The organism is Pseudomonas sp. NPDC087804, assembly GCF_044742965.1.
Lineage (GTDB): Bacteria > Pseudomonadota > Gammaproteobacteria > Pseudomonadales > Pseudomonadaceae > Aquipseudomonas > Aquipseudomonas rustica.
The window spans coordinates 15,012-36,396 of sequence record NZ_JBIUVN010000007.1 but is presented as its reverse complement, the minus strand read 5'-3'; the positions used below and the strand labels follow the sequence as shown (position 1 = coordinate 36,396).

At 58.7% G+C, this 21,385-nt stretch carries 21 protein-coding genes; all 21 read left to right on the top strand.

What is annotated here, in order from left to right:
* The first annotated feature begins 243 nt into the window (after positions 1–243).
* Complete coding sequence (rfbF, locus tag ACIOMO_RS12980; RefSeq protein WP_053118309.1) at positions 244–1,017, top strand: glucose-1-phosphate cytidylyltransferase; 774 nt, start codon at positions 244–246, stop codon at positions 1,015–1,017.
* Complete coding sequence (rfbG, locus tag ACIOMO_RS12975; protein WP_401241118.1) at positions 999–2,081, top strand: CDP-glucose 4,6-dehydratase; 1,083 nt, start codon at positions 999–1,001, stop codon at positions 2,079–2,081. The genes rfbF and rfbG overlap by 19 nt, the downstream gene beginning before the upstream one ends.
* On the top strand, positions 2,078–2,638 hold the full coding sequence (locus ACIOMO_RS12970; protein WP_401241115.1) for a dTDP-4-dehydrorhamnose 3,5-epimerase family protein: 561 nt from the start codon (positions 2,078–2,080) through the stop codon (positions 2,636–2,638). Before rfbG ends, ACIOMO_RS12970 begins: the two co-directional genes overlap by 4 nt.
* A complete protein-coding gene (locus ACIOMO_RS12965) occupies positions 2,635–3,861 on the top strand; it encodes a methyltransferase domain-containing protein (protein WP_401241113.1) in 1,227 nt (408 codons plus the stop codon). Before ACIOMO_RS12970 ends, ACIOMO_RS12965 begins: the two co-directional genes overlap by 4 nt.
* A complete protein-coding gene (locus ACIOMO_RS12960) occupies positions 3,858–4,715 on the top strand; it encodes an NAD-dependent epimerase/dehydratase family protein (RefSeq protein WP_401241111.1) in 858 nt (285 codons plus the stop codon). Before ACIOMO_RS12965 ends, ACIOMO_RS12960 begins: the two co-directional genes overlap by 4 nt.
* 64 nt (positions 4,716–4,779) lie before the next feature.
* On the top strand, positions 4,780–5,514 hold the full coding sequence (locus ACIOMO_RS12955) for a cephalosporin hydroxylase family protein (protein ID WP_053118320.1): 735 nt from the start codon (positions 4,780–4,782) through the stop codon (positions 5,512–5,514).
* Positions 5,515–5,575: 61 nt separating this feature from the next.
* Positions 5,576–8,488 (top strand): TIGR00180 family glycosyltransferase, encoded by a 2,913-nt coding sequence (locus ACIOMO_RS12950; RefSeq protein ID WP_401241107.1) that lies wholly within the window; start codon positions 5,576–5,578, stop codon positions 8,486–8,488.
* 23 nt (positions 8,489–8,511) lie between these two features.
* Positions 8,512–9,513, top strand: coding sequence for a UDP-N-acetylglucosamine 4,6-dehydratase (inverting) (gene pseB, locus ACIOMO_RS12945; protein WP_401241104.1), 1,002 nt, complete (start codon positions 8,512–8,514; stop codon positions 9,511–9,513).
* The gene (pseC, locus tag ACIOMO_RS12940) at positions 9,510–10,667 is read left to right on the top strand and encodes a UDP-4-amino-4,6-dideoxy-N-acetyl-beta-L-altrosamine transaminase (protein ID WP_401241101.1); all 1,158 of its coding nucleotides are present in this window, start codon (positions 9,510–9,512) and stop codon (positions 10,665–10,667) included. Before pseB ends, pseC begins: the two co-directional genes overlap by 4 nt.
* 31 nt (positions 10,668–10,698) lie before the next feature.
* On the top strand, positions 10,699–11,319 hold the full coding sequence (locus ACIOMO_RS12935) for a pseudaminic acid biosynthesis-associated methylase (RefSeq protein WP_401241098.1): 621 nt from the start codon (positions 10,699–10,701) through the stop codon (positions 11,317–11,319).
* On the top strand, positions 11,316–12,011 hold the full coding sequence (gene pseF, locus ACIOMO_RS12930; protein WP_401241095.1) for a pseudaminic acid cytidylyltransferase: 696 nt from the start codon (positions 11,316–11,318) through the stop codon (positions 12,009–12,011). Before ACIOMO_RS12935 ends, pseF begins: the two co-directional genes overlap by 4 nt.
* Positions 12,008–13,513 carry a UDP-2,4-diacetamido-2,4,6-trideoxy-beta-L-altropyranose hydrolase gene (gene pseG, locus ACIOMO_RS12925; protein WP_401241092.1) on the top strand — a complete coding sequence of 502 codons (1,506 nt, stop codon included), beginning with the start codon at positions 12,008–12,010 and terminating at the stop codon, positions 13,511–13,513. The genes pseF and pseG overlap by 4 nt, the downstream gene beginning before the upstream one ends.
* Positions 13,506–14,558, top strand: a complete 1,053-nt coding sequence (gene pseI, locus ACIOMO_RS12920) for a pseudaminic acid synthase (RefSeq protein ID WP_401241089.1) — start codon at positions 13,506–13,508, stop codon at positions 14,556–14,558. The genes pseG and pseI overlap by 8 nt, the downstream gene beginning before the upstream one ends.
* A gap of 226 nt (positions 14,559–14,784) precedes the next feature.
* Positions 14,785–15,711 (top strand): ketoacyl-ACP synthase III, encoded by a 927-nt coding sequence (locus ACIOMO_RS12915; RefSeq protein WP_053118335.1) that lies wholly within the window; start codon positions 14,785–14,787, stop codon positions 15,709–15,711.
* An 84-nt stretch (positions 15,712–15,795) separates the two neighbouring features.
* Positions 15,796–17,085: a motility associated factor glycosyltransferase family protein gene (locus tag ACIOMO_RS12910; protein ID WP_401241086.1), complete on the top strand. Its 1,290-nt coding sequence runs from the start codon at positions 15,796–15,798 to the stop codon at positions 17,083–17,085.
* Entirely contained in the window at positions 17,082–17,348 is a 267-nt protein-coding gene (locus tag ACIOMO_RS12905; RefSeq protein WP_401241083.1) for a hypothetical protein, read from the top strand. The genes ACIOMO_RS12910 and ACIOMO_RS12905 overlap by 4 nt, the downstream gene beginning before the upstream one ends.
* 243 nt (positions 17,349–17,591) lie before the next feature.
* Entirely contained in the window at positions 17,592–18,443 is an 852-nt protein-coding gene (locus ACIOMO_RS12900; protein WP_053118340.1) for a flagellin domain-containing protein, read from the top strand.
* A gap of 73 nt (positions 18,444–18,516) precedes the next feature.
* Complete coding sequence (locus ACIOMO_RS12895; RefSeq protein ID WP_053118342.1) at positions 18,517–18,873, top strand: flagellar protein FlaG; 357 nt, start codon at positions 18,517–18,519, stop codon at positions 18,871–18,873.
* Positions 18,874–18,955: 82 nt separating this feature from the next.
* Positions 18,956–20,407 (top strand): flagellar filament capping protein FliD, encoded by a 1,452-nt coding sequence (gene fliD / locus ACIOMO_RS12890; RefSeq protein ID WP_401241078.1) that lies wholly within the window; start codon positions 18,956–18,958, stop codon positions 20,405–20,407.
* A gap of 130 nt (positions 20,408–20,537) precedes the next feature.
* The gene (fliS, locus tag ACIOMO_RS12885; RefSeq protein ID WP_401241076.1) at positions 20,538–20,933 is read left to right on the top strand and encodes a flagellar export chaperone FliS; all 396 of its coding nucleotides are present in this window, start codon (positions 20,538–20,540) and stop codon (positions 20,931–20,933) included.
* Positions 20,934–20,944: 11 nt separating this feature from the next.
* The gene (locus ACIOMO_RS12880; protein WP_053118348.1) at positions 20,945–21,241 is read left to right on the top strand and encodes a hypothetical protein; all 297 of its coding nucleotides are present in this window, start codon (positions 20,945–20,947) and stop codon (positions 21,239–21,241) included.
* Positions 21,242–21,385: the final 144 nt, after the last annotated feature.

Here is a 21,385-nt window from a genome sequence, read left to right as displayed (position 1 = left end):
AAAGGCGATCTCTTGGATCGTCTTTTTTTTATGTTTGTGAAATGAGCTGCAGCCGAGCTTGCGAGAGGGTTGGGCGAAGGGCTTGTGGAGCTGGCGCGTTTCCTGCAAGTCCCCCTCAAATCGCCATAAAACGAGCGCTCGCGGTCATTGCGTCAGCGCCCGAATCGGCAAAAGGTCTAGCCAGAAGGCCCGTAAAGCTCAAGAAAGCCAAGCGCAGCCCGGTGACGAACGAGAGGGGAGACGATGAAGGCAGTAATTTTGGCGGGTGGCCTCGGCACGCGCATCAGTGAAGAGTCGCACCTCAAGCCAAAACCGATGATCGAGATCGGCGGCAAGCCAATTCTCTGGCACATCATGAAGCAGTATTCCGCCCACGGAATTCACGACTTCGTCATTTGCCTTGGCTACAAGGGCTATGCGATCAAGGATTTCTTCGCCAATTACTTCCTGCACACCTCCGACGTCACTTTCAACATGCGCGAGAACCGCATGGACGTTCACCAGAACTACAGCGAACCGTGGAGCGTCACTCTCATCGACACTGGCGAGGAAACCATGACCGGTGGCCGTCTGCTGCGTGCCGGCCGCTACCTCAAGGATGAAGACGCGTTCTGCTTCACTTACGGTGATGGTGTTTCTGATCTGAACATCGGTGAGTTGGTGAAATACCATCAGTCTCATGGCCGTCTGGCGACAGTGACTGCGGTACAGCCGCCGGGCCGTTACGGCGCGCTGCAACGGCAAGGCGATCAGGTTCTCGGATTCACCGAAAAGCCTCGAGGCGACGGTGGCTGGATCAATGGCGGTTTTTTCGTACTGTCACCCAAGGTGCTCCCCTATATCGCTGGCGATGAAACCACTTGGGAGGCGGAACCGCTGACCCGTCTCGCTGAGGACGAACAGTTGAAAGCGTTCGAACACGATGGCTTCTGGCAGCCGATGGACACCCTGCGCGACAAGAACCATCTCGAAGCGCTGTGGCAGAGCGGGGAGGCCCCATGGAAGCAATGGGCCTGAGTGCGGATTTCTGGCGCGGTAAACGCGTTCTGGTCACCGGGCATACCGGTTTCAAGGGCAGTTGGCTGACCCTGTGGCTGCAAAGCCTTGGCGCCGAGGTCAGTGGTTTTGCCCTCGATCCGTCGACCGAACCGAGCCTGTTCGAACTGGCGCGCGTACACGAAGGCATCAACGATCAGCGCGGTGATTTGCGTGACCTCGGCGCACTGCTGGAGATCATCGCCGACACCGAGCCGGAAATCGTTTTGCACCTCGCCGCACAGCCGTTGGTGCGTGAAGGCTATCGCGATCCGCTCGGTACTTATTCCAGCAACGTGATGGGCACGCTCAACCTGCTCGAAGCGATTCGTCAGGTCGGTTGCGTGCGCGCCTGTGTACTGGTGACCACCGACAAGGTCTACGCCAACAAGGAATGGCTGTGGCCGTACCGCGAAGACGAAGCCCTCGGTGGTCACGATCCTTACAGCAGCAGCAAAGCCTGTTGCGAGTTGTTGGCGCAGTCTTACGCCGCGTCGTTTTTCCCGGCGGACAAGTACGCCGAGCACGGTCTCGCCTTGGCTACAGCGCGCGCCGGCAATGTCTTGGGCGGCGGTGATTTCGCCCCTGAGCGATTGATTCCCGATGTACTGAAAGCCTGGTCGGCAGACGAGCCAGTGACCTTGCGTTACCCGCAAGCCGTGCGCCCATGGCAGCACGCGCTGGAGCCGCTGGCCGGTTATCTGCAATTGGCCGCTGGCCTCTACGAGCAAGGCCCGGAATACGCCGGCGCATGGAATTTCGGCCCCGGCGAGGCGGACATGTGCAGCGTCGGCGAAGTGGTTGAACTGCTCGCCAATCGCTGGCCGCAGGCTCGCGGTTTGCGCATCGAACCGAGTGAATTGCACGAGGCCGGTCTGTTGCGTCTGGACAGCAGTCGCGCGCGGCAACTGCTCGGTTGGCAGCCGCGTTGGTCACTGCAGCAATGCCTGGCGCAAACCCTCGACTGGCATCTGGCGTGGCAGAACGGCGATGACATGCGCGCCGTGACCCTCGGCCAATTGAACCTGTACCGAGGCGCGTTGTGAGCGAGTTTTCCCTGAAGGCGTTGCCGCTGGCCGGACTGTTCAGCGTCCAGCACAAGCGCTTCGAAGATCAGCGCGGGCACTTCGCGCGGTTGTTTTGCGAAGGCAGCCTGAGCGCGTTTGGCGCTGAGTTTCATATCCGCCAGATCAACCATTCCTGCACTCGCGAGAAGGGCAGCGTGCGCGGTTTGCATTATCAGAATGCCAACGCGCCGGAAGCCAAACTCATCACTTGCCTGCGCGGTGAAGTGTGGGATGTGGCGGTGGATTTGCGCCCGGATTCAGCAACGTTTTTGCACTGGCACGCGGAGCACCTCAAGGCTGGCGACGGTCGCAGTCTGTTGATCCCGGCCGGGTTCGCCCACGGTTTCCAGACGCTGACTGAGGACGCTGAATTGCTCTACCTGCACAGCGCTGATTACGCGCCGGGGCACGAGGGCGGTTTGTCGGTGAACGACCCACGGCTGGCGATTGCCTGGCCGTTGCCTGTCAATAATTTGTCAGCGCGCGATTCCAGCCATCCTGCGCTCGATCAACACTTCGCTGGAGTGCGTCTATGAACTGCCGTGGGTGCGCCGCACCGCTGAGCCTGCCGCTGATCGATCTCGGCACCTCACCACCGTCCAACGCCTATGTGCATGCTGATCGCCTGGAACAGGCCGAGCAGTGGGTGCCACTGAAAGTCGCGGTGTGCCAGCAATGCTGGCTGGTACAGACTGAGGATTACACCAGCGCCGACAGCCTGTTCGACGCTGAGTACGCGTATTTCAGTTCGTTCTCCAGCACTTGGCTGGCGCACGCCGAGCGTTACGTTGCCGAGATGGTCGAGCGTTTTGGCCTGACCGCTGACAGCCGCGTGGTGGAAATCGCTGCCAACGACGGCTACCTGCTGCAATACGTCGCCGCGCGTGGCATTCCGTGCCTCGGCGTCGAGCCGACTCGCAGCACCGCGCAAGCTGCACGAGAAAAAGGTCTGGAGATTCGCGAACTGTTCTTCGGTCGCGACACCGCTGCGCAGTTGAACAGCGAAGGCTGGGGCGCGGACTTGATGGCCGCCAACAACGTGCTCGCGCATGTGCCGGACATCAATGATTTCCTCGCTGGTTTCGCCACGCTGCTCAAGCCGAGCGGCGTTGCTACCTTCGAATTCCCGCAACTGCTGACGCTGATGGCCGGCGCGCAGTTCGACACGCTGTATCACGAACACTATTCCTACCTGTCGCTGACCGCCGTGCAGACTTTGTGCGAGCGCAACGGTCTGCAAGTGTTCGACGTCAGCCAACTGAACACCCACGGCGGATCGCTGCGCGTGTTCGTCCAGCGCAAGGACGGCGAACGTCGCGCCGTGCAAGCATCGGTGCAGCAGCAGTTGCAGGCCGAACTCGATGCCGGGGTCAAAACCGCCGAGTACTACGCGACTCTCGCGCCCGCCGCTGAACGCATCAAGCATGAACTGCTGCGCTTCCTGTTGCAGGCCAAGGCCGATGGCAAACGCGTAGTGGGTTACGGCGCGGCGGCCAAGGGCAACACGCTGCTCAACTACGCCGGGGTCAAACCCGATTTGCTCGCGTGGGTGGCCGATGCCAATCCGCACAAGCAAGGCAAGTTCCTGCCCGGCAGCCGCATTCCGATTGTTGCGCCGGAACGCATTGAAATCGAGAAGCCGGATTACGTGCTGGTGCTGCCGTGGAACCTGCTGCACGAAGTCAGTCAGCAACTGGCGCAAGTGCGTCAGTGGGACGGCCGCTTCGTGATCGCCGTGCCTGAGTTGAAAGTACTGTGAAGTTTCTGGTCACCGGAGCCACGGGCTTCGTCGGTCGGCACCTGGTCGCCGCATTGCTGGCGCGCGGCTGCGAAGTGCGTGCGGTGGCGCGCAACGCAGAAACGGCGCAAGGCATGCCGTGGATCAATGACGTCGAGTTCGTCAGCGCGGATATTCACGCGGCTGAACTGGATGTTGTCGCGTTGACCGATGGCGTCGATGCACTGGCGCATCTGGCCTGGCCGGGTTTGCCGAACTATCGGGCGCTGTTTCATTTCGAGCACAACCTGATGGCCGATTACCGCTTTATCAAAAGCGTGGTCGAGACGGGTGTGAAGCAGGTTCTGGTCACCGGCACCTGTTTTGAATACGGCATGCAAAGCGGCCCGCTCAGTGAGCAGACCGAGGCGCAACCGGCGAACCCGTATGGTCTGGCCAAACATACGCTGCACCTGTTTTTGCAAAACCTGCAGCAGGCACAGCCGTTCACCTTGCAGTGGGCGCGCTTGTTTTATCTGCATGGCGAAGGACAGAACCCCAACAGTTTGCTGGCCGCACTCGACCGGGCGATCAATGCCGGTGATGCATCGTTCAACATGTCGGCCGGTGAGCAATTGCGCGATTTTCTGCCGATCGAAACGGCCGCCGGTTATCTCGCCGCTATTGCGCAACAACGCGAATTCAACGGCGTGATCAATTGCGCCAGCGGTCAGCCAGTTTCGGTCAGGTCGTTGGTGGAGCAGCGACTGCGTGAACGCGGGGCCTCGACCGATTTGAACTTGGGGTATTTCCCCTACCCGACTCACGAACCCATGGCGTTCTGGGCGGTGGTCGAGCGTCTGCAGCAGTTACTGGGGGCGCAGCAGACAAGCTGATGGAGCCCGACGCAAGGCCTTAGGCAAACGTGACTTTCAAATGAATTTTCAGTGAGACCGGACAATGAGCGATAACGTAATCAAAGCCTTCGAGGCGGAGTGCCAGGCTGAAGTGATTGCCCAAGGCCAGGACAAGAATCTCAAGGCGCTGGCCCAAGAGTTCTACAACCAGTCGGCCAAGCATAAATACACCTATCACTTTTCGTGGATGGGCCGTCCGATCATTCAGTTGCCACAAGACATGATGGCAATGCAGGAACTGATCTGGCGAATCAAACCGGATCTGGTAATCGAGTGTGGTATCGCCCATGGCGGCTCGATCATTTACTACGCTTCGCTGCTGGAGCTGCAAGGCCATGGCGAAGTGTTGGGTATCGATCGCGACATCCGGGCTCATAACCGTGAGGCCATTGAAAGCCATCCGATGATCAAACGCATCAGCATGATCGAAGGTTCCAGTCTGGATCCGGCTGTTGCCGAACAGGTTCGTCAGGCGGCGGCAGGCAAGAAAGTGATTGTGGTACTCGACTCCAATCACACCCATGAACACGTTCTCGAAGAGTTGCGTCTTTACGCACCACTGGTCTCAACAGACAGCTATTGCATCGTCATGGACACCGTGGTCGAAGACATGCCGGCCGATGCCTTTCCGGATCGTCCGTGGGGGCCGGGTGACAATCCGAAAACGGCGGTCTGGGCCTACTTGAAAGAAAATCGTGATTTCGAGATTGATCAAGCGATGCAGGACAAGCTGCTGATTACCGTCGCCTCGGATGGTTATCTGCGTCGGGTTCGCTGAGTCAAATCAACGCCATCATCAAAGTGTTTATCGGGCGGTTTCGCCGGTTGTGGGAGAAGTTATGCAAGGCAATTACGGTTCTGAACACACGCCACTGAGCGAATTGCTGACGGTGGTGCTCATCACCCATAACCGTCCGGCCTTTTTGCGTCGGGCGCTGAAGTACTACAGCACCCTGCCTTGCAAAGTCCTGGTCTTGGACTCCTCTCCCGAGCATCCGGAGGGGGACTTTTCTTCGGTCGACTATCAGCATCTGCCGCAATTTGCTTACTGGGGCATGCAAGCCAAACTGACCTACGGCGTTAAGCAACTGACGACGCCTTACATGGTGTTCGCGGCTGACGACGATTTTATCTTGCATGAGTCATTGGCCGAGTCGGTCAACTTCCTTGAAGCAAACCGTGATTATGGTTTGTGTCACGGCTACTGCCTGATGTACCTGGCGCTTGCCGGAAGTGTCAGCTACTACCGACGCGACAAGAAAATCTGTGAAGACTACTCATCCGAGCGTGCCGAAGAGCGCGTTCTCGATTTCATGCATCAGTACGTACCGCCATTTTATGGTGTGTGCCGCACCTCGATCATTCAGGACTGGTACGCAGCGTTGCCTGCCGGTACTAGCTTTGAGTGGCAGGAAATCGGCCATAGTTACTATTTGCTGGCTAACGCCAAGGCGCGCGTTCTGCCGATCCCTTATGTTGTTCGCGAGATCAACATCGGCTTCTCTGATCACAACACTGAGGTGTATCACGCGCTGACGTTCGCCGATGCCAAGTCCGTGGCTGAGCGTGAAGCATTTGCCGGGTTTTTGGCATCGCTGCCGACAGGCATCACCCATCTTGACCAGCATCAACGCAAGGCATTTGCCCTCAAAAGCTTCGAGGCCATGACTGATAGCCTCAAGTCCGGTCGTGCGTTGACAGCCGAGCTGGTTTTTCAATCAGTCTGGAATCAACTGCTCAAAGAACCGGAGCGAAAGTTCGGTCCCAAACAATACGTTGAGATGCCTTTTTACAATCAGCGTTTTTTTGATCTGCTGACCCAGTTTGAATTTTTGCTTCACGCAATGCCGGCCGGTCGCGTTCAGCTCGAACAATTGGAAGGCGTCTGGACTCGGCAAGAGCACCTGCTGCGTGCGCGCAATAACGATACGGCTGAAAGTGTGATTGACCGATTGTGGCAAGCCCACGACAGCAACGCATTTAACCGTTCCGTTATCAAGCGTCTGTCGGAGCAATTGGACGCCACTGGCGATGAAGCGCAAGCGCAGGCCATGCGCGAATGGAGCGCTCGTCTGGACAATGCGTCGAACGCCGATCATTACCCTGCATTCAGCAACATGCGTTCGGGGCGCCTGCTCAAATGGCTGGACGCTCGCGAGCCTGACGCCGAACAAGCGGCAAAGATTGCCGCTCATCTGGCCGAGAACAACGGTGGCCCACAATTCGGCATCTTCCTGCTGGATCTGGACAACAACGTCGACAAGCTGCAAACCACACTCGACAGCCTCGTCGAAGGCCACTGCAAATCCTTCAAAATAGTGGTGTTCACGACCGGCGAACCGCTTGCCTCCACCACTGCGCAAAATACCTTGCATTTTGTTCGGGTTTCGCCGGGCAATTTCGTAGACAAATTGAACCAGAGCGCCAGCCAGTCGCCATGTGACTGGCTGATGCTGGCACAGGTGGGGGATGAGTTCACCGCGAGCGGTTTGTTGCGCGCCAGCCTGGAACTGATGTCCGCTGCTGATGTGCGTGTCGTTTCCACCGATGAAATTCAGCGCACCGAAACCGGCGCACTGGTTGATGTGTACCGTCCTGGTTTCAACCTGGATCTGTTGCAGAGCCATCCATCGCTCATGGCTCGCCACTGGTTGATTCGTCGCGACATTCTGCTTGAGGTCGGTGGATATCAGGCGGATTTCAGCAAAGCGCTGGAATTCGATTTGCTCTTGCGCATCATTGAGCAGGGCGGTCTTGGCGGTCTAGCACATCTCGACGAGCCCCTGTTGATTTGCCAGGCGCCGCTGCTTGAAGAAAACGCTCACGAACGTCAGGCGTTGCTCCGTCATTTGAGTAATCGCGGCTACAAGGCCAAGGTCGCCTCGGCGTCGCCGGGCACATGGCAGATCGACTATCGCCACTGCGAACAGCCACTGGTTTCGATCATTGTGCCGGCCATTGATGATCTGTCCTTGTTACGGCGCTGCGTGGAAAGTGTTTTGCTCAGAACCCGTTACAGCCGTTATGAAGTACTGATCGCGGCAAACCCGAATCACTCGGCGGCGGTCAACGACTGGCTGGGTACTTTGCGCAATGCCAAAGTGAATGTGCTGCGAGCCGATCAGCCGCTCGGCGAGGTGGCGTTGTACAACGCTGCCAGCGGGCAGGCGCAGGGCGAGTATCTGGTGCTGTTGGCCGCTGACAGTGAAATCGTCAATCCGAACTGGGTTGAGTCACTGCTCAACCACGCCCAGCGTCCTGAAGTCGGTATCGTCGGGGCCAAGCTGGTCGACCGCAGCGGCAAAATTTCCCACGCCGGTTTGATTTTGGGTCTGAATGGGGGCGTGGGTTCACCCTTCGTAGGCGAAAAGCATGCTGCTGAAGGCTACATGCATCGTTTGGCCGTCGAGCAGAATTACTCCGCCGTGTCGAAGGCCTGCCTGATGGTGCGCAAAGAACTGTTCAACGCGGTTGGCGGCCTGGACGAAGTGACCTTCGCCGACGGTTATGCCGATGTCGATCTGTGCCTCAACGCCGGTCAGGCCGGTTACCTCATCGTGTGGACGCCGCTGGTGCAAGTGCTGCATAACGGCGAACTGCCGCAGGCGCCAGAGGCGCTACAAGCCCTGCGTGAGAAATGGAGCAACGCCTTCGCGCAGGATCCGGCTTACAACGCCAACCTGGCCCTGAACGGCAAAGGTTTTACCTTGGGCGACAAGGCCTCGATCAACTGGGCGCAGTTGCTTGCTTAAGCTCGCCGGACAGGAATCAGCACATGTTCAACGGTAAATCGATTTTCATCTCTGGCGGCACCGGTTCGTTCGGGCGCAAATTCATCGCTCGCCTGCTTGAGCAATATCAGCCCAAGCGCGTGGTGGTGTTTTCCCGCGACGAACTCAAGCAGTACGAGATGCAGCAGACGTTCAACGCGCCGTGCATGCGTTACTTCATCGGTGACGTGCGTGACGCTGACCGTCTGCGCCAGGCCATGCGCGGCATCGATTACGTGGTGCATGCGGCAGCGCTCAAGCAGGTGCCGGCGGCGGAATACAACCCGACCGAGTGCATTCGCACCAACGTCAATGGCGCGGAAAACATCATCGCCGCCGCCATCGATAACGGCGTGAAGAAAGTCGTCGCTCTGTCCACCGACAAAGCGGCCAGCCCGATCAATCTGTACGGCGCGACCAAGTTGCTCTCGGACAAATTGTTCGTCGCCGCCAACAACATTGCCGGCGAGCAGGAAACCCGTTTCGCCGTGGTGCGCTACGGCAACGTCGCCGGTTCGCGCGGTTCCGTGGTGCCGTTTTTCAGCAAGTTGATTGCTGACGGCGCGACTGAGTTGCCGATCACCGACGAGCGCATGACGCGGTTCTGGATCACCCTCGATCACGGCGTGCAGTTTGTCCTCGACAGCTTCGCGCGGATGCACGGCGGCGAAGTCTTTGTGCCGAAGATTCCGTCGATTCGCATCGTCGATCTGGCGTTGGGCATGGCCGATCATCTGCCGCATAAAAACGTCGGCATTCGTCCGGGCGAAAAACTCCATGAGCTGATGGTGCCGCTGGACGATGCGCGGATGACGTTGGAGTTTGAAGACCACTACACGATTCAGCCGTCGATTCGCTTCACCAGCGTCGATGTCGATTTCGCCGTCGACAAACTCGGTGAGCAGGGCCGGGCGGTCGGTGAGGATTTCGAATACCGCTCCGACACCAATCCGCACTTCCTGTCGGTCGGGCAGATCGCCGACCTGCACGCGAAGCTGTCGGCATGATTCCGTACGGTCGGCAGAGTCTCGACCAAGCGGACATTGATGCCGTGGTCGAGGTGTTGCAGTCCGACTGGCTGACCCAGGGCCCGACCATCGCGCGTTTCGAGCAAGCGCTGGCCGAGCGCTGTCAGGCTGATTTCGCAATTGCTGTTTGCAATGCCACGGCGGCGCTGCACATTGCCTGTCTGGCCGCAGGGCTGGGCCCGGGCGATCGTTTGTGGACGACGCCGAACACCTTTCTCGCTTCGGCCAACTGCGGACGTTATTGCGGCGCCGACGTCGATTTTGTCGACATCGATCCGCTGACCTGGAACCTCGATGCCTTCGCGCTCGAAGCAAAACTCGATCAGGCCGAACGCGACGGAACGTTGCCGAAAGTGCTGGTGGCGGTGGCGTTTTCCGGGCAGAGCTGCGACATGCGCCGCATTGCCGAACTGGCCGAGCGCTACAACTTCACTGTGATCGAAGATGCCTCGCACGCGGTGGGCGCGTCGTACGCCGGGCGTCCGGTCGGGTGCGGTGAGTTCGCCGCGATGACGGTGTTCAGTTTTCACCCGGTGAAGATCATCACCAGCGCCGAGGGCGGCATGGTACTGACCAATCGTCCGGCGCTGGCCGAACGCTTGCAACGCCTGCGCAGCCACGGCATGACCCGCGATCCGCAGCAGATGACTGACGCCAGTCACGGCCCTTGGTATTACGAACAGATCGAGCTCGGTTTCAATTACCGCATCACCGATCTGCAAGCCGCGCTGGGCCTGTCGCAACTGGCGAAACTCGACGACTTCATTACCCGTCGCCGTGAATTGGCCGCACGTTATGACCGCTTGCTGGCGTACCTGCCGTTGACCTTGCCAAGCTCTCAGCCAGAGGCGGAGTCGGCGTGGCACCTGTACGTGGTGCGCGTGCAGACCGAGCGCGTCAATCTCAGTCACCGGCAAATCTTCGAAGGGTTGCGCGCGGCCGGGGTCGGGGTGAATCTGCACTATATTCCGCTGCACTTGCAGCCTTACTATCGCGACCTGGGTTTTGCCGAGGGCGATTTCCCGCAGGCCGAACGCTATTACGCCGAAGCGATCAGCCTGCCGCTGTTTCCATTGCTGAGCGATGAGCAACAAGATTATGTGGTCGAGCAATTGCGTCGGCTGACCGAATAAGGGCCGCTGCGGCTGAGGATGAGTCTCTGCAATGCGTGATCTGAGTGAGCAGGAAAAGTTCTGGCAAGGCGACTTCGGCAACGCTTACGTTGATCGAAATGTTGGCCAGCCGTTGGTGGCCGCCAACCTCGCGTTGTTTGCCAAGGCTCTGAGCCGCGCCGGTCGTATCGACAGTCTGGTCGAGCTGGGCACCAACGCGGGCAACAATTTGCAGGCACTGCATCAGCTGTTGCCGCGTTGTGAACTGTTTGGCGTCGAGATCAACGACTGTGCCTGTGCTCAGGCGCGAGCGCTGAACATCGCCCAGATCTGGCACGGTTCGCTGTTCGATTTCCCGCGCGAGCGCCACTACGATCTGACGTTGAGCAAAGGTGTGCTGATCCATCTGGCGCCAGAGTTGTTGCCCACCGCTTACGCGCAATTGTATGAATTGAGCCAGCGCTACATTTTGATCGCCGAGTACTACAACCCGGCACCCGTCGAAGTGCCTTATCGCGGCAAGAGCGGCAAATTGTTCAAGCGCGATTTCGCGGGCGAAATGCTTGATCGTTATGCCGATCTGCAACTGCTCGATTACGGTTTCGTTTATCACCGCGACCCACAGTTTCCGGCGGACGATGTCACTTGGTTCCTGTTGGAAAAACGTCCTTGAGCAGCGTCGCAATCATTCCGGCTCGCGGGGGCAGCAAACGCATCCCGCGTAAAAATCTTTTGCCGTTCGACGGCGTGCCGATGATCGTTCGCTCGATCCGCACGGCGCTGGATTCGGGGTTGTTCGAGCGGGTCGTGGTCAGCACCGACGACGCCGAGATTGCCGACGTGGCGCGGGCTCACGGTGCTGATGTGCCGTTCCTGCGTCCGGCGGAACTGGCCGACGATTTTGCCGGCACTGCGCCTGTGATCGTGCATGCTTTGCAGCAACTGCCGGATTTCGATTTCACCTGCTGCGTCTATGCCACGGCGCCGTTGTTGCAGACGCGTTATCTACGTCAGGGGCTGGAATTGCTGGAGCAGCACCCGGACAAATCCTTTGCATTCTCCGTGTGCAGTTTTGGCTTTCCGGTGCAGCGTGCATTGACGCTGGACGGGCAGGGCGCGTTGCAGGCTTTGTACCCGGAGTTTCGCAACACCCGCTCGCAGGATCTGCCCGAAGCGTTTCAGGATGCCGGGCAGTTTTACTGGGGCCGCAGCGATGCCTGGTTACGCGGTGAAGTGATGTATTCGCCCGCCAGTCTGCCGGTGATTCTGCCCCGGCATCTGGTGCAGGACATCGACACGCTGGAAGACTGGAAACGCGCCGAATACCTGTATGCCGCGCTGAAGGCTGGCGGAGAATTATCGTGAGAGTGCTGATCCGTGCCGACGCCTCGCCGACCATCGGCAGCGGCCACATTGCCCGTTGCCTGACGCTGGCGCGGGTGCTGCGCGGGCAGGGCAGCCACGTCGCGTTTGCCTGTCGGCGCTTGCCGGGGCATCGGCTCGATGCGCTGAGCGCCGAGGGTTTCGAGACCTTCGCGCTGCCTGAACGCTATCCCGATGAAGACCCGCAGCAAGCCATCGAAGCGATGTTGCCTTGGCAGGCCGACATCGACGCGCTGGCGCAGCTGCTGGACGGTCACACCGCGTTCGACTGGATCATCGCCGATCACTATGGGCTCGATCATCACTGGCAAACCGCTGCCCGGCGCTGGGCGCCACGCATTGCGGCGGTCGATGATCTGGCCACGCGGCGCTACAGCGTCGACCTGTTGCTCAATCAGAATTTGTCCGGCCTCAGCGAAAATTATCAGCCACTGCTGCCTGCCAAATGCCGCACGTTGCTCGGCCCGCGCTATGCGATGTTGCGCGAGGAATTCAATGCCCCGGCCATCGAGATCAAGCCGCAGGCGCAGCGACTGCTGGTGAATTTTGGCGGTTTCGATGCCGCTCGCCAGACTCATCACGCGATGTTGGCGCTGGCCGATTTTGCCGAGCTTGAAGTGGATTTTGTCGCCGGCGCCGACAACCCGGCCTGGACGCAAATGCAGGCGCTGGCCGAGACGCGGCCGCACTGGCGCCTGCACAGTTTTGTCAGCGATTTTCATCAGCGCATGCTTGCAGCCGATTTGTTTATTGGTGCTGGTGGCGGCACCAGTTGGGAGCGCGCGGCGCTCGGTTTGCCGACGATTTGCATTGCGGTGTCGAACAATCAGCAAGTCAACGGCGAAGTCATGGCGGCAGCCGGTGCGCATGTGTTCATGGGCGCCCGTGAGCAGGTCAGTGTCGAGCAGTTGCGCGATGCGATCGGCTTCGTCGTTGGCAACTTTTATCTGCGGCAAAGTCTGGCCGAGCGCTCGCGGCAATTGGTCGACGGTCGTGGTGCTTTGCGCGTAGCGGCAGCGCTGGCTGGCGCGGTGCTGAAACTGCGCCCGGCGACGCTGGACGATGCGCAATTGTTGTTCGACGGGCGCAACGCCGAAGCGGTGCGACGCTGGTCGCAAAAAACCGATGTGATCGACCGCGAGCAGCATCAACACTGGTTGAGCGCGAGCCTGCGCAATCCGCAGCGACTGCTGTTGATTGCCGAAGGCGACGACGGCCCGGTCGGCGTGTTGCGTTATGACTTGCGTGGTTTTGCGGCCGAAGTTTCGCTGTATCTGTTTGAACAGCGTCTGGGCCTCGGTTGGGGCAGGGCGCTGCTCGCTCGCGGTGAGGCATTCGTCACGGCGCACTGGCCGCAACTGACCGCAATCACCGCGCAGGTTTCGCCTGCCAATCGCCCGTCATTGAATGTCTTTCGTGACGCCGGGTATCTGCAAAGTGCCTGTGCGTTCACCCGTGTCTTGAAGGAACACCCGCATGCCTGATTTCAAGATTGGCGATCACCTGATCGGTGCCGACGCGCCGCCGTTCATCATCGCCGAGATGAGCGGCAACCATAACCAGTCGCTGGACGTGGCCCTGCAAATCGTCGAGGCGGCGGCGAAGGCTGGCGCGCATGCCTTGAAGCTGCAAACCTACACCGCCGAGACCATGACGCTGGACATCGCCGAGGGTGAGTTTTTCATCAAGGATCCGGGCAGCCTCTGGGCCGGCACGTCTTTGTATGACCTGTATGAGAAGGCGCATACACCATGGGAATGGCACGCGCCGATTTTCGCTCGGGCGAAAGAGCTGGGCATGCTCGCGTTCTCTACACCGTTCGACGACAGCGCTGTGGACTTTCTCGAAAGCCTCGACGTACCGGCCTACAAGATCGCCAGTTTTGAAAACACCGATTTGCCGCTGATCCGTCGCGTCGCGGCCACCGGCAAACCGCTGATCATCTCCACCGGCATGGCGAGCATCGCCGAACTCGACGAAACCGTGCGCGCCGCCCGTGAGGCGGGGTGCAAGGATCTGGTGCTGCTCAAATGCACCAGCACCTACCCGGCGACACCGGCGAACAGCCACGTGCGCACGATTCCACATCTGCGTGAACTGTTCGGCTGCGAAGTGGGGCTGTCTGATCATTCGATGGGCGTCGGCGTATCAGTGGCGGCGGTGGCGCTGGGGGCGACAGTGGTGGAAAAACACTTCACCCTCGACCGCGCGGCCGGTGGCGTCGACGCCAGTTTCTCGCTGGAACCGGCGGAGATGGCCAGTCTGGTGGTGGAAACCGAACGCGCCTGGCAGGCGCTCGGTCAGGTGCATTACGGCGTGACCGAGGCCGAGCGCAAGTCGGTGGTCTATCGCCGTTCGCTGTACGTCACCGCTGATATGGCCGCCGGTGAGCCTTTCAGCGCTGCCAATCTGCGCGCCATTCGTCCGGGTCTCGGGCTGCCGCCCAAGCACACCGACGCCGTTCTCGGCCGCTGCGCGCGCACGCCGATCAAACGCGGTACGCCGCTGGACTGGTCGCTGATCGAATAGACCGATCTGCAATCGATTCGGCATTTATCGTGACTTGCGAGTCATAACGCGCATCTTCACTGTATTGTATTAATCGGTGAGATGGCGCCTGACCCGTTATCGGTGGCAGTGATAGCCCTTTGCGCTCCCCGTGGCTGCCCGTTGTGGCGGCCGTTTTCTGTTTGTCGGCGCCCCTCGAAATCCTTGCGAGCGGTGGTCTTGGGCTGTTTTTTATTGGGAAGCCGTAATGATTGGCATAAAAAGCATTGCGAGCTACGTTCCTGTAGCCGGCGTGGACAATTACGCACAAGGTGCAAAATTCGAAAAAGATGAAGAATTCATCCTTGGCAAAATCGGTTCGGCGTTTCTGCCGCGCAAAGACGCTGATCAAGAAACCTCCGATCTGTGCGTGGAAGCGGCCAATGCGCTGTTTGCCAGCAACCCTGAACTGAAGCGTGAATCGATCGACGCGTTGATCGTCGTCACCCAGAACGGTGACGAAGAAGGCCTGCCGCACACTGCCGCGATCGTCCAGGACAAACTCGGCCTGCCGACCAATGTCGCTGCGTTCGATATTTCCCTGGGTTGCTCCGGTTACGTCTACGGCATCTACGCGATCAAGGGCTTTATGGAAGCCGCCGGCCTGAAGAACGGCCTGCTGATCACCGCTGACCCGTACTCGAAAATCGTCGACCCGGAAGACCGCAACACCACCATGCTGTTTGGCGATGCCGCCACCGCCACGTGGATGGGCGAAGATCCGACCTGGGCGCTGGGCAAGGCCAAGTTCGGCACCGACGGTTCCGGTGCGCCGCACTTGAAAGTCACCGATGGCGTGTTCTTCATGAACGGTCGTCAGGTGTTCAACTTTGCGCTGCTGAAAGTCCCGGCGCACTTGCACGAGTTGCTCGACGATTCTGGCCTCAAGGCTGACGACATCGATGCGTTCTGCATTCACCAGGGCAGTGCGGCGATCGTTGATGCCGTGGCGCGACGCTTCGAAGGCGAGCCGGAGAAGTTCATCAAGGACATGGTCGAGACCGGCAACACCGTGTCGTCGAGCATTCCGCTGCTGCTGGAAAAACACGTGATCGATTCCGACTGGCAGCGCATTGCGCTCAGCGGTTTCGGTGTGGGTCTGTCGTGGGGCTCGGCGATTATTTATCGTCCTTGAGCCACACAACGGCCGATACAAAAATAGCGCTCAAGGGTTAACCTTGAGCGCTATTTTTTTGCCTGAAAGGGAGTGCGAGGCGTCATGAGCGAGTTTTTCCAGGCCAATGCCGAAGTCCTGCAACGACGCTGGCCGGCGCTGTTCGAGCGCTTGATGGCTGAGGACAGTTCGGCCATCGAGGCTGAGCTGACGCAAGGGCTGGGTTCGACGCTGAGCGTCAACGGCATCCAGCTCACCAGTCGCCATGACCGCACGCATGAGGCGCGGATTCAGGCCGCCAGTCTTCCGGACAAAGCGCAACTGCACGTCTACGGCACCAGCCTCGGCGATCTGCCGGGCGTGTTGCTGGAGCGCACAAACCTTGATCGCTTGTACGTGCACATCCTCAATGGCGCGTTGTTTGCGCTGGTGCTGCAACTGATTGATCAACGGCAGTGGCTGGAAGATCCGCGCGTGGAGCTGTTTTATGCAGGCGATCTTTCCGATATCTGCACGCCGTTTTTTGCCCTGCCGGCCGAGATGCTGCTGGCGGATGACTTCAACGCGAAGATCCGTGATCGGCTGGTCAATGAAGTTCATCTGACTTTCAATAATCGCGAATTCGACGTGCAGTCGCCGATTATTCAACAACGGTTGCAGGACAGTTTGCCGGTTCTGTTGGGCGATGAGGATGTGGCGCAATTGTTCGGCACCTGCGCCGGCCGCGAGGTGTTTGTGATCGGTACTGGCCCGTCGCTTGAGAGCCATTTCGAACGGTTGGCGGTGATTCGTCAGCAGGCTGATCGTCCATTGTTTATTGCCGTGGATACCGCTTATCGGCCGTTGCGCGAACACGGGATCGTCCCGGACATGGTGGTCAGCATCGATCAACGTATCGGTTTTCGGCATCTACCATTCGAGGAATCGGACGGGATTACTTTGGTGTACCTGCCGATGAGTGATCCCGATGTACTGACGGCCTGGAAGGGCAAGCGCTACGGTGGTTATTCGGCAAGTCCGGTGTACGCCGGTTTGCGCGAGCAACATCCGCGCGCGCTGCTGCATGTCGGTGGCAGTGTGATTCATCCCGCCGTCGATCTGGCGGTGAAGATGGGCGCCGCGCGCATCACGCTGTTCGGCGCTGACTTTGCGTTTCCCAATAACAAGACCCACGCCGGCTGGAACGACGGCGATCTGGGGCCGGGCGTGAGTCAGTCACGGCACTGGGTGCTGGACGGGAATGGCCAGCGCGTCGCCACGCAGCTCAACTTTCGCGGTTATCTATGTGTGCTGGAACGCTACATCGCCGCCCATCCGCACGTGCAGTTCTATAACAGCAGTCGTGCGGGCGCCTTTATTGCCGGCACGCAGTTCGACCCGGAGTTCGTGCAATGACCGCTATCGATAAATGCATGGACGAGTGCCGTCAGTGCGCCGGACTGTTTCGGCTGGGCCGTGATGTCGAGGCCGCGCTGGTCATGGTTGACGTGTTTGAAGGCGCGCAGCAGGCGCTCATGTCGGCATCGACCGATGTCCAGCAAGCCTGGGCGAGCTTGCTGACGCAAATCCTTGAATGCCAAGAGCGTCAGGACTGGTTGGGCCTCGCCGATTTCATGGAGTACGAACTGATCGAATTGCTGCAAAGCACGCAGCGCTGAAGGCGACCAACGGCGCTGGCCCGCTGCTTTGCGCAGCAGTCGATTTTATGACGTCATTTTTTCGTGGGCGGGGCGCGGCTAAGCCCTTGTTTTCTCGGGGGTGGCAGGGTGATGGCAAATTTTTTTCAAAAAGCCCTCAAGCAACCTGCAAACCCGACGATAACTATTACGAAGGTTCTCTAGGCCATACCCGGCGGTTGCCAGGGCCGGAAGCCGCAGTACCCAACCAACGAGGAATTCGTCATGGCTTTAACAGTAAACACCAACACCACATCGTTGAACGTTCAGAAAAACCTGAACCGCGCTTCCGACGCTCTGTCGACTTCGATGCAACGTCTGTCTTCCGGCCTGAAAATCAACAGCGCTAAAGATGACGCCGCTGGCCTGCAGATCTCCAACCGTATGGCTTCGCAAATCCGTGGTGGCAACCAGGCTATCCAGAACGCCAACGACGGTATCTCGGTAGCTCAGGCTGCTGAAGGTGGCCTGCAAGCAACTACCGACATCCTGCAGCGTATGCGTGAACTGGCTGTTAAAGCACGTAACGGTACCAACGGCACTGCTGACCAGACCGCTACCAACTCCGAATTCGCTCAGATGTCCGACGAGATCACCCGTATCTCGGCTTCGACCAACCTGAACGGCAAAAACCTGCTGGACGGTACCGCTGGTACTGTGACCCTGCAAGTTGGCGCAAACACCGGTTCGGCTAACCACATCGACCTGGTACTGAGCTCTGCATTCGACGCCGTCAGCCTGTCGGTTGGTAGCGCTACTCTGGCTCTGACCGGTGCTGACGCTGCTACCGCTGCTACCAACATCGACAGCGCGATCACCGCGATCGACGCCGCTATCGCTTCGATCGGTGCACAACGTGCCAGCCTGGGTGCTTCGCAAAACCGTCTGACCAGCACCATCTCCAACCTGCAAAACATCGTTGAGAACACCACTGCTGCACAGGGTCGTGTACAAGACACCGACTTCGCCGCAGAAACTGCTAACCTGACCAAGCAGCAAACTCTGCAGCAGGCTTCGACCTCCGTTCTGGCTCAAGCCAACCAACTGCCTTCCGCTGTACTGAAGCTGCTTCAGTAATTTCGGATTGAGTTTAGGCGGGGGAGTGCGCTTGTCGTGCTCTCTCGCTTTTTTACGTTAGAAGGTGATGAGCATGGACATGAGCGTAAAGCTTAGCGTGTCTTATCCGGCTCCCAAGCCACCAGCTCCTGTGGCCGACAAGCCGTCCGAGACGCCAAAAGTTGCCAAGGTTGACGCTCCTGTCGCTGATAAAAGTCAGGATACGGACGATGCCAAATTGAAGTTGGCCGTGCAGGAAATCGAGAAGTTTGTACAGTCGATCAAGCGCAATCTGGAATTCTCGATTGATGAGCATTCCGGAAAAGTCATCGTCAAAGTGATCGCAAGCGAGACGGGTGAAGTCGTTCGACAGATTCCCTCCGCAGAAGCTCTAAAGCTTGCAGACAGTCTCGCCAACGCCAGCCACGTGTTGTTCGACGCCAAAGTCTGATAGCTGGCATGAATAGTGTTTGTTCGTTCCCAAGACGCCAGTAGCGGTCAAAAGAATGGCAACAATCTGAAGGGAGATGCACATGGCAAGTCCAATTTTACCGGGTTCCGGACTGGGTTCCGGCCTGGACATCGGTTCGATCGTGACCGCGCTGGTCAACGCCGACAAGTCGGCCAAACAGACGCAGATCGATACTCAGACGAAATCCAACTCGCTGAAGATCTCCGGTGTCGGCTCGCTGAAAAGTGCGCTGGCCGCGTTCCAGAAATCGATGACGGATCTGGGCAAGGCGACGAGCCCTGCATTTGCCGGTTTCTCTGCCACCTCGGATACCCCGGCGATTCTGGGAGCCACCTCCGACAGCTCGGCAGTGCCGGGCAATTACAGCGTTGTGGTGAAGAATCTGGCCACCGGCTCGAAAATCGCCAGTGCCGCATTCGCCGGCGGCGCTACCAGTGCCATTCCGAGTGGTACTCTGAAAATCAGTCAGAATGGCATTGATTACAATGTTGCGATTCCGGCCAATGCGACCTTGCAAAGCACGCGAGACGCGATCAACACCGCGCAAGCCAGCAACGGTATCTCTGCCAACATCGTGACCGACAGCACCGGTGCTTCGCGCCTGGTGATCAACTCGAGCAAGACCGGCACAGGCATGGATCTGACGGTCAGCGGTATTGCCGGGCTGGAAATCGACGGTACCCAGAAAATGGGTGATAACCCGGCCGCAGGCGCTTCCGGCGCTGTGGGTGAGTTGGCCGGCGACGCCGCCATCACCATTGACGGGTTGCTCGTTACCAGCAAAAGCAACACGGTCAGCGGGGCAATCAGCGGCCTGACACTGAACCTCGTTGCCGCGAGCCCTAAAGACGCCGGTGGGAACCAGACTGCGGCGAACGTCACCGTCGCAACCAACACTGCAGGCATCCAGACGTCGCTGCAGACGTTCATGGACTCCTACAACACCCTCAAGCGCACCATCGACACCCTGTCCAATGCGACAGCGGATGAGGATGGCAACCTGACGGTGTCGGCTGCCTTTACCGGGGACTCGCTGCCACGCTCGCTGATGTCCGATATCCGTTCGCAACTGACCCAGTCCTCGGCGGGAACCGGCCAGTTGGCCGTTCTGTCGCAGATGGGTGTGCTGACCGACAAGGAAACCGGTGAGTTGACGCTTGATACCAAAGTATTCAACGACCGTATGGCTATCCCGGGTATGGCCGGCCAGGTTCAGCAGCTGTTTTCCGGTACCACCTCGACCAATGGTCTGCTAGCCCGCATGGGCAGTGCCGTCGATCCATATGTCAAATCAGGTACGGGCCTGCTTGATCAGCGCAGCAGTAATCTGACCAATGCAGCTGCCAGTCTGAAAAAACAGCAGGCTGCATTAGATATTCACGTTGCCAGCCTGACGGCGACCTTGACCGCCAAGTACAACGCCATGGACTTGTTGGTTGGGCAAATGAAAGCGACGGCGAGCAACATCACCTCGTTCTTTGCTTCGCTGGACGCCCAGAAGTCCGCCAGTTAGTCATGAACTGACGACAAAAACCCGGCTACGCTTTATCGGCGTGCGCCGGGTTTTTGTCTTTTCATCTAAAGTTTTGAGATTCGTTGGCGATACACTGGTTATACGAGTCATTGTGGCAATGAGGTAGAACATGAACCCGATGTTAGCCCTTCGGCAGTACCAGAAAGTAGGCGCGCACGCCCAGACCTCCGAGGCGAGCCCCCACCGTTTGGTGCAAATGTTGATGGAAGGTGGCCTGGAACGAATTGCTCAGGCCAAAGGCGCTATCGAACGCAAAGACATCCCGGCCAAGTGCACGGCCATCGGCAAAGCCATCGGCATTGTCGGCGGATTGTGCGAAGGCCTGGATCTGGAAAACAGCGCCGATTCAGTCGCTGAGCTCAACCAGCTCTACATCTACATGATGAAGCGTCTGGCCGAAGCCAATATCAGCAGCGACCCACGGATTCTCGATGAAGTGGCCGGCCTGTTGCGTACCGTGAAGGAAGGCTGGGACGGCATTGCTCCGCCAGGTCCGCAGTTTTAAAGGAGATCACCATGAGTCCTGTTTTGCAGAGAATCGCAGATACCCGAGAGTCGCTGGTCAGTGCTCTGGCAGAGCGCAATTGGGAAGCTATTGGCGAGCTGGATCTGGCTTGCCGTTCCTGCATGGAGGACGTCATGGCTGAAGCTTCGCTGGACGAGGTCGCGTTGCGCGAGAACCTCGAAGAGCTGCTTCACGTCTACAAGGATCTGCTTGAAGTGGCAATGGGCGAACGCCAGGCGATAGTCGATGAGATGTCGCAGATCACCCAAGCGCGGAACGCGGCAAAGGTTTACCATCTGTTTGGTTAATTAACCTTCAGTTAATCCAGAGATGTGCGCCATAAATTTGACTGTGCACGGTTTTTTGACTTAACTAGTGGCTGTTTTCAGATTTCGGGCGTCTACAGGCACAGAGTGTCCTGCAAGCGTCTCGCTTGCCCCCATTTTCGGGCA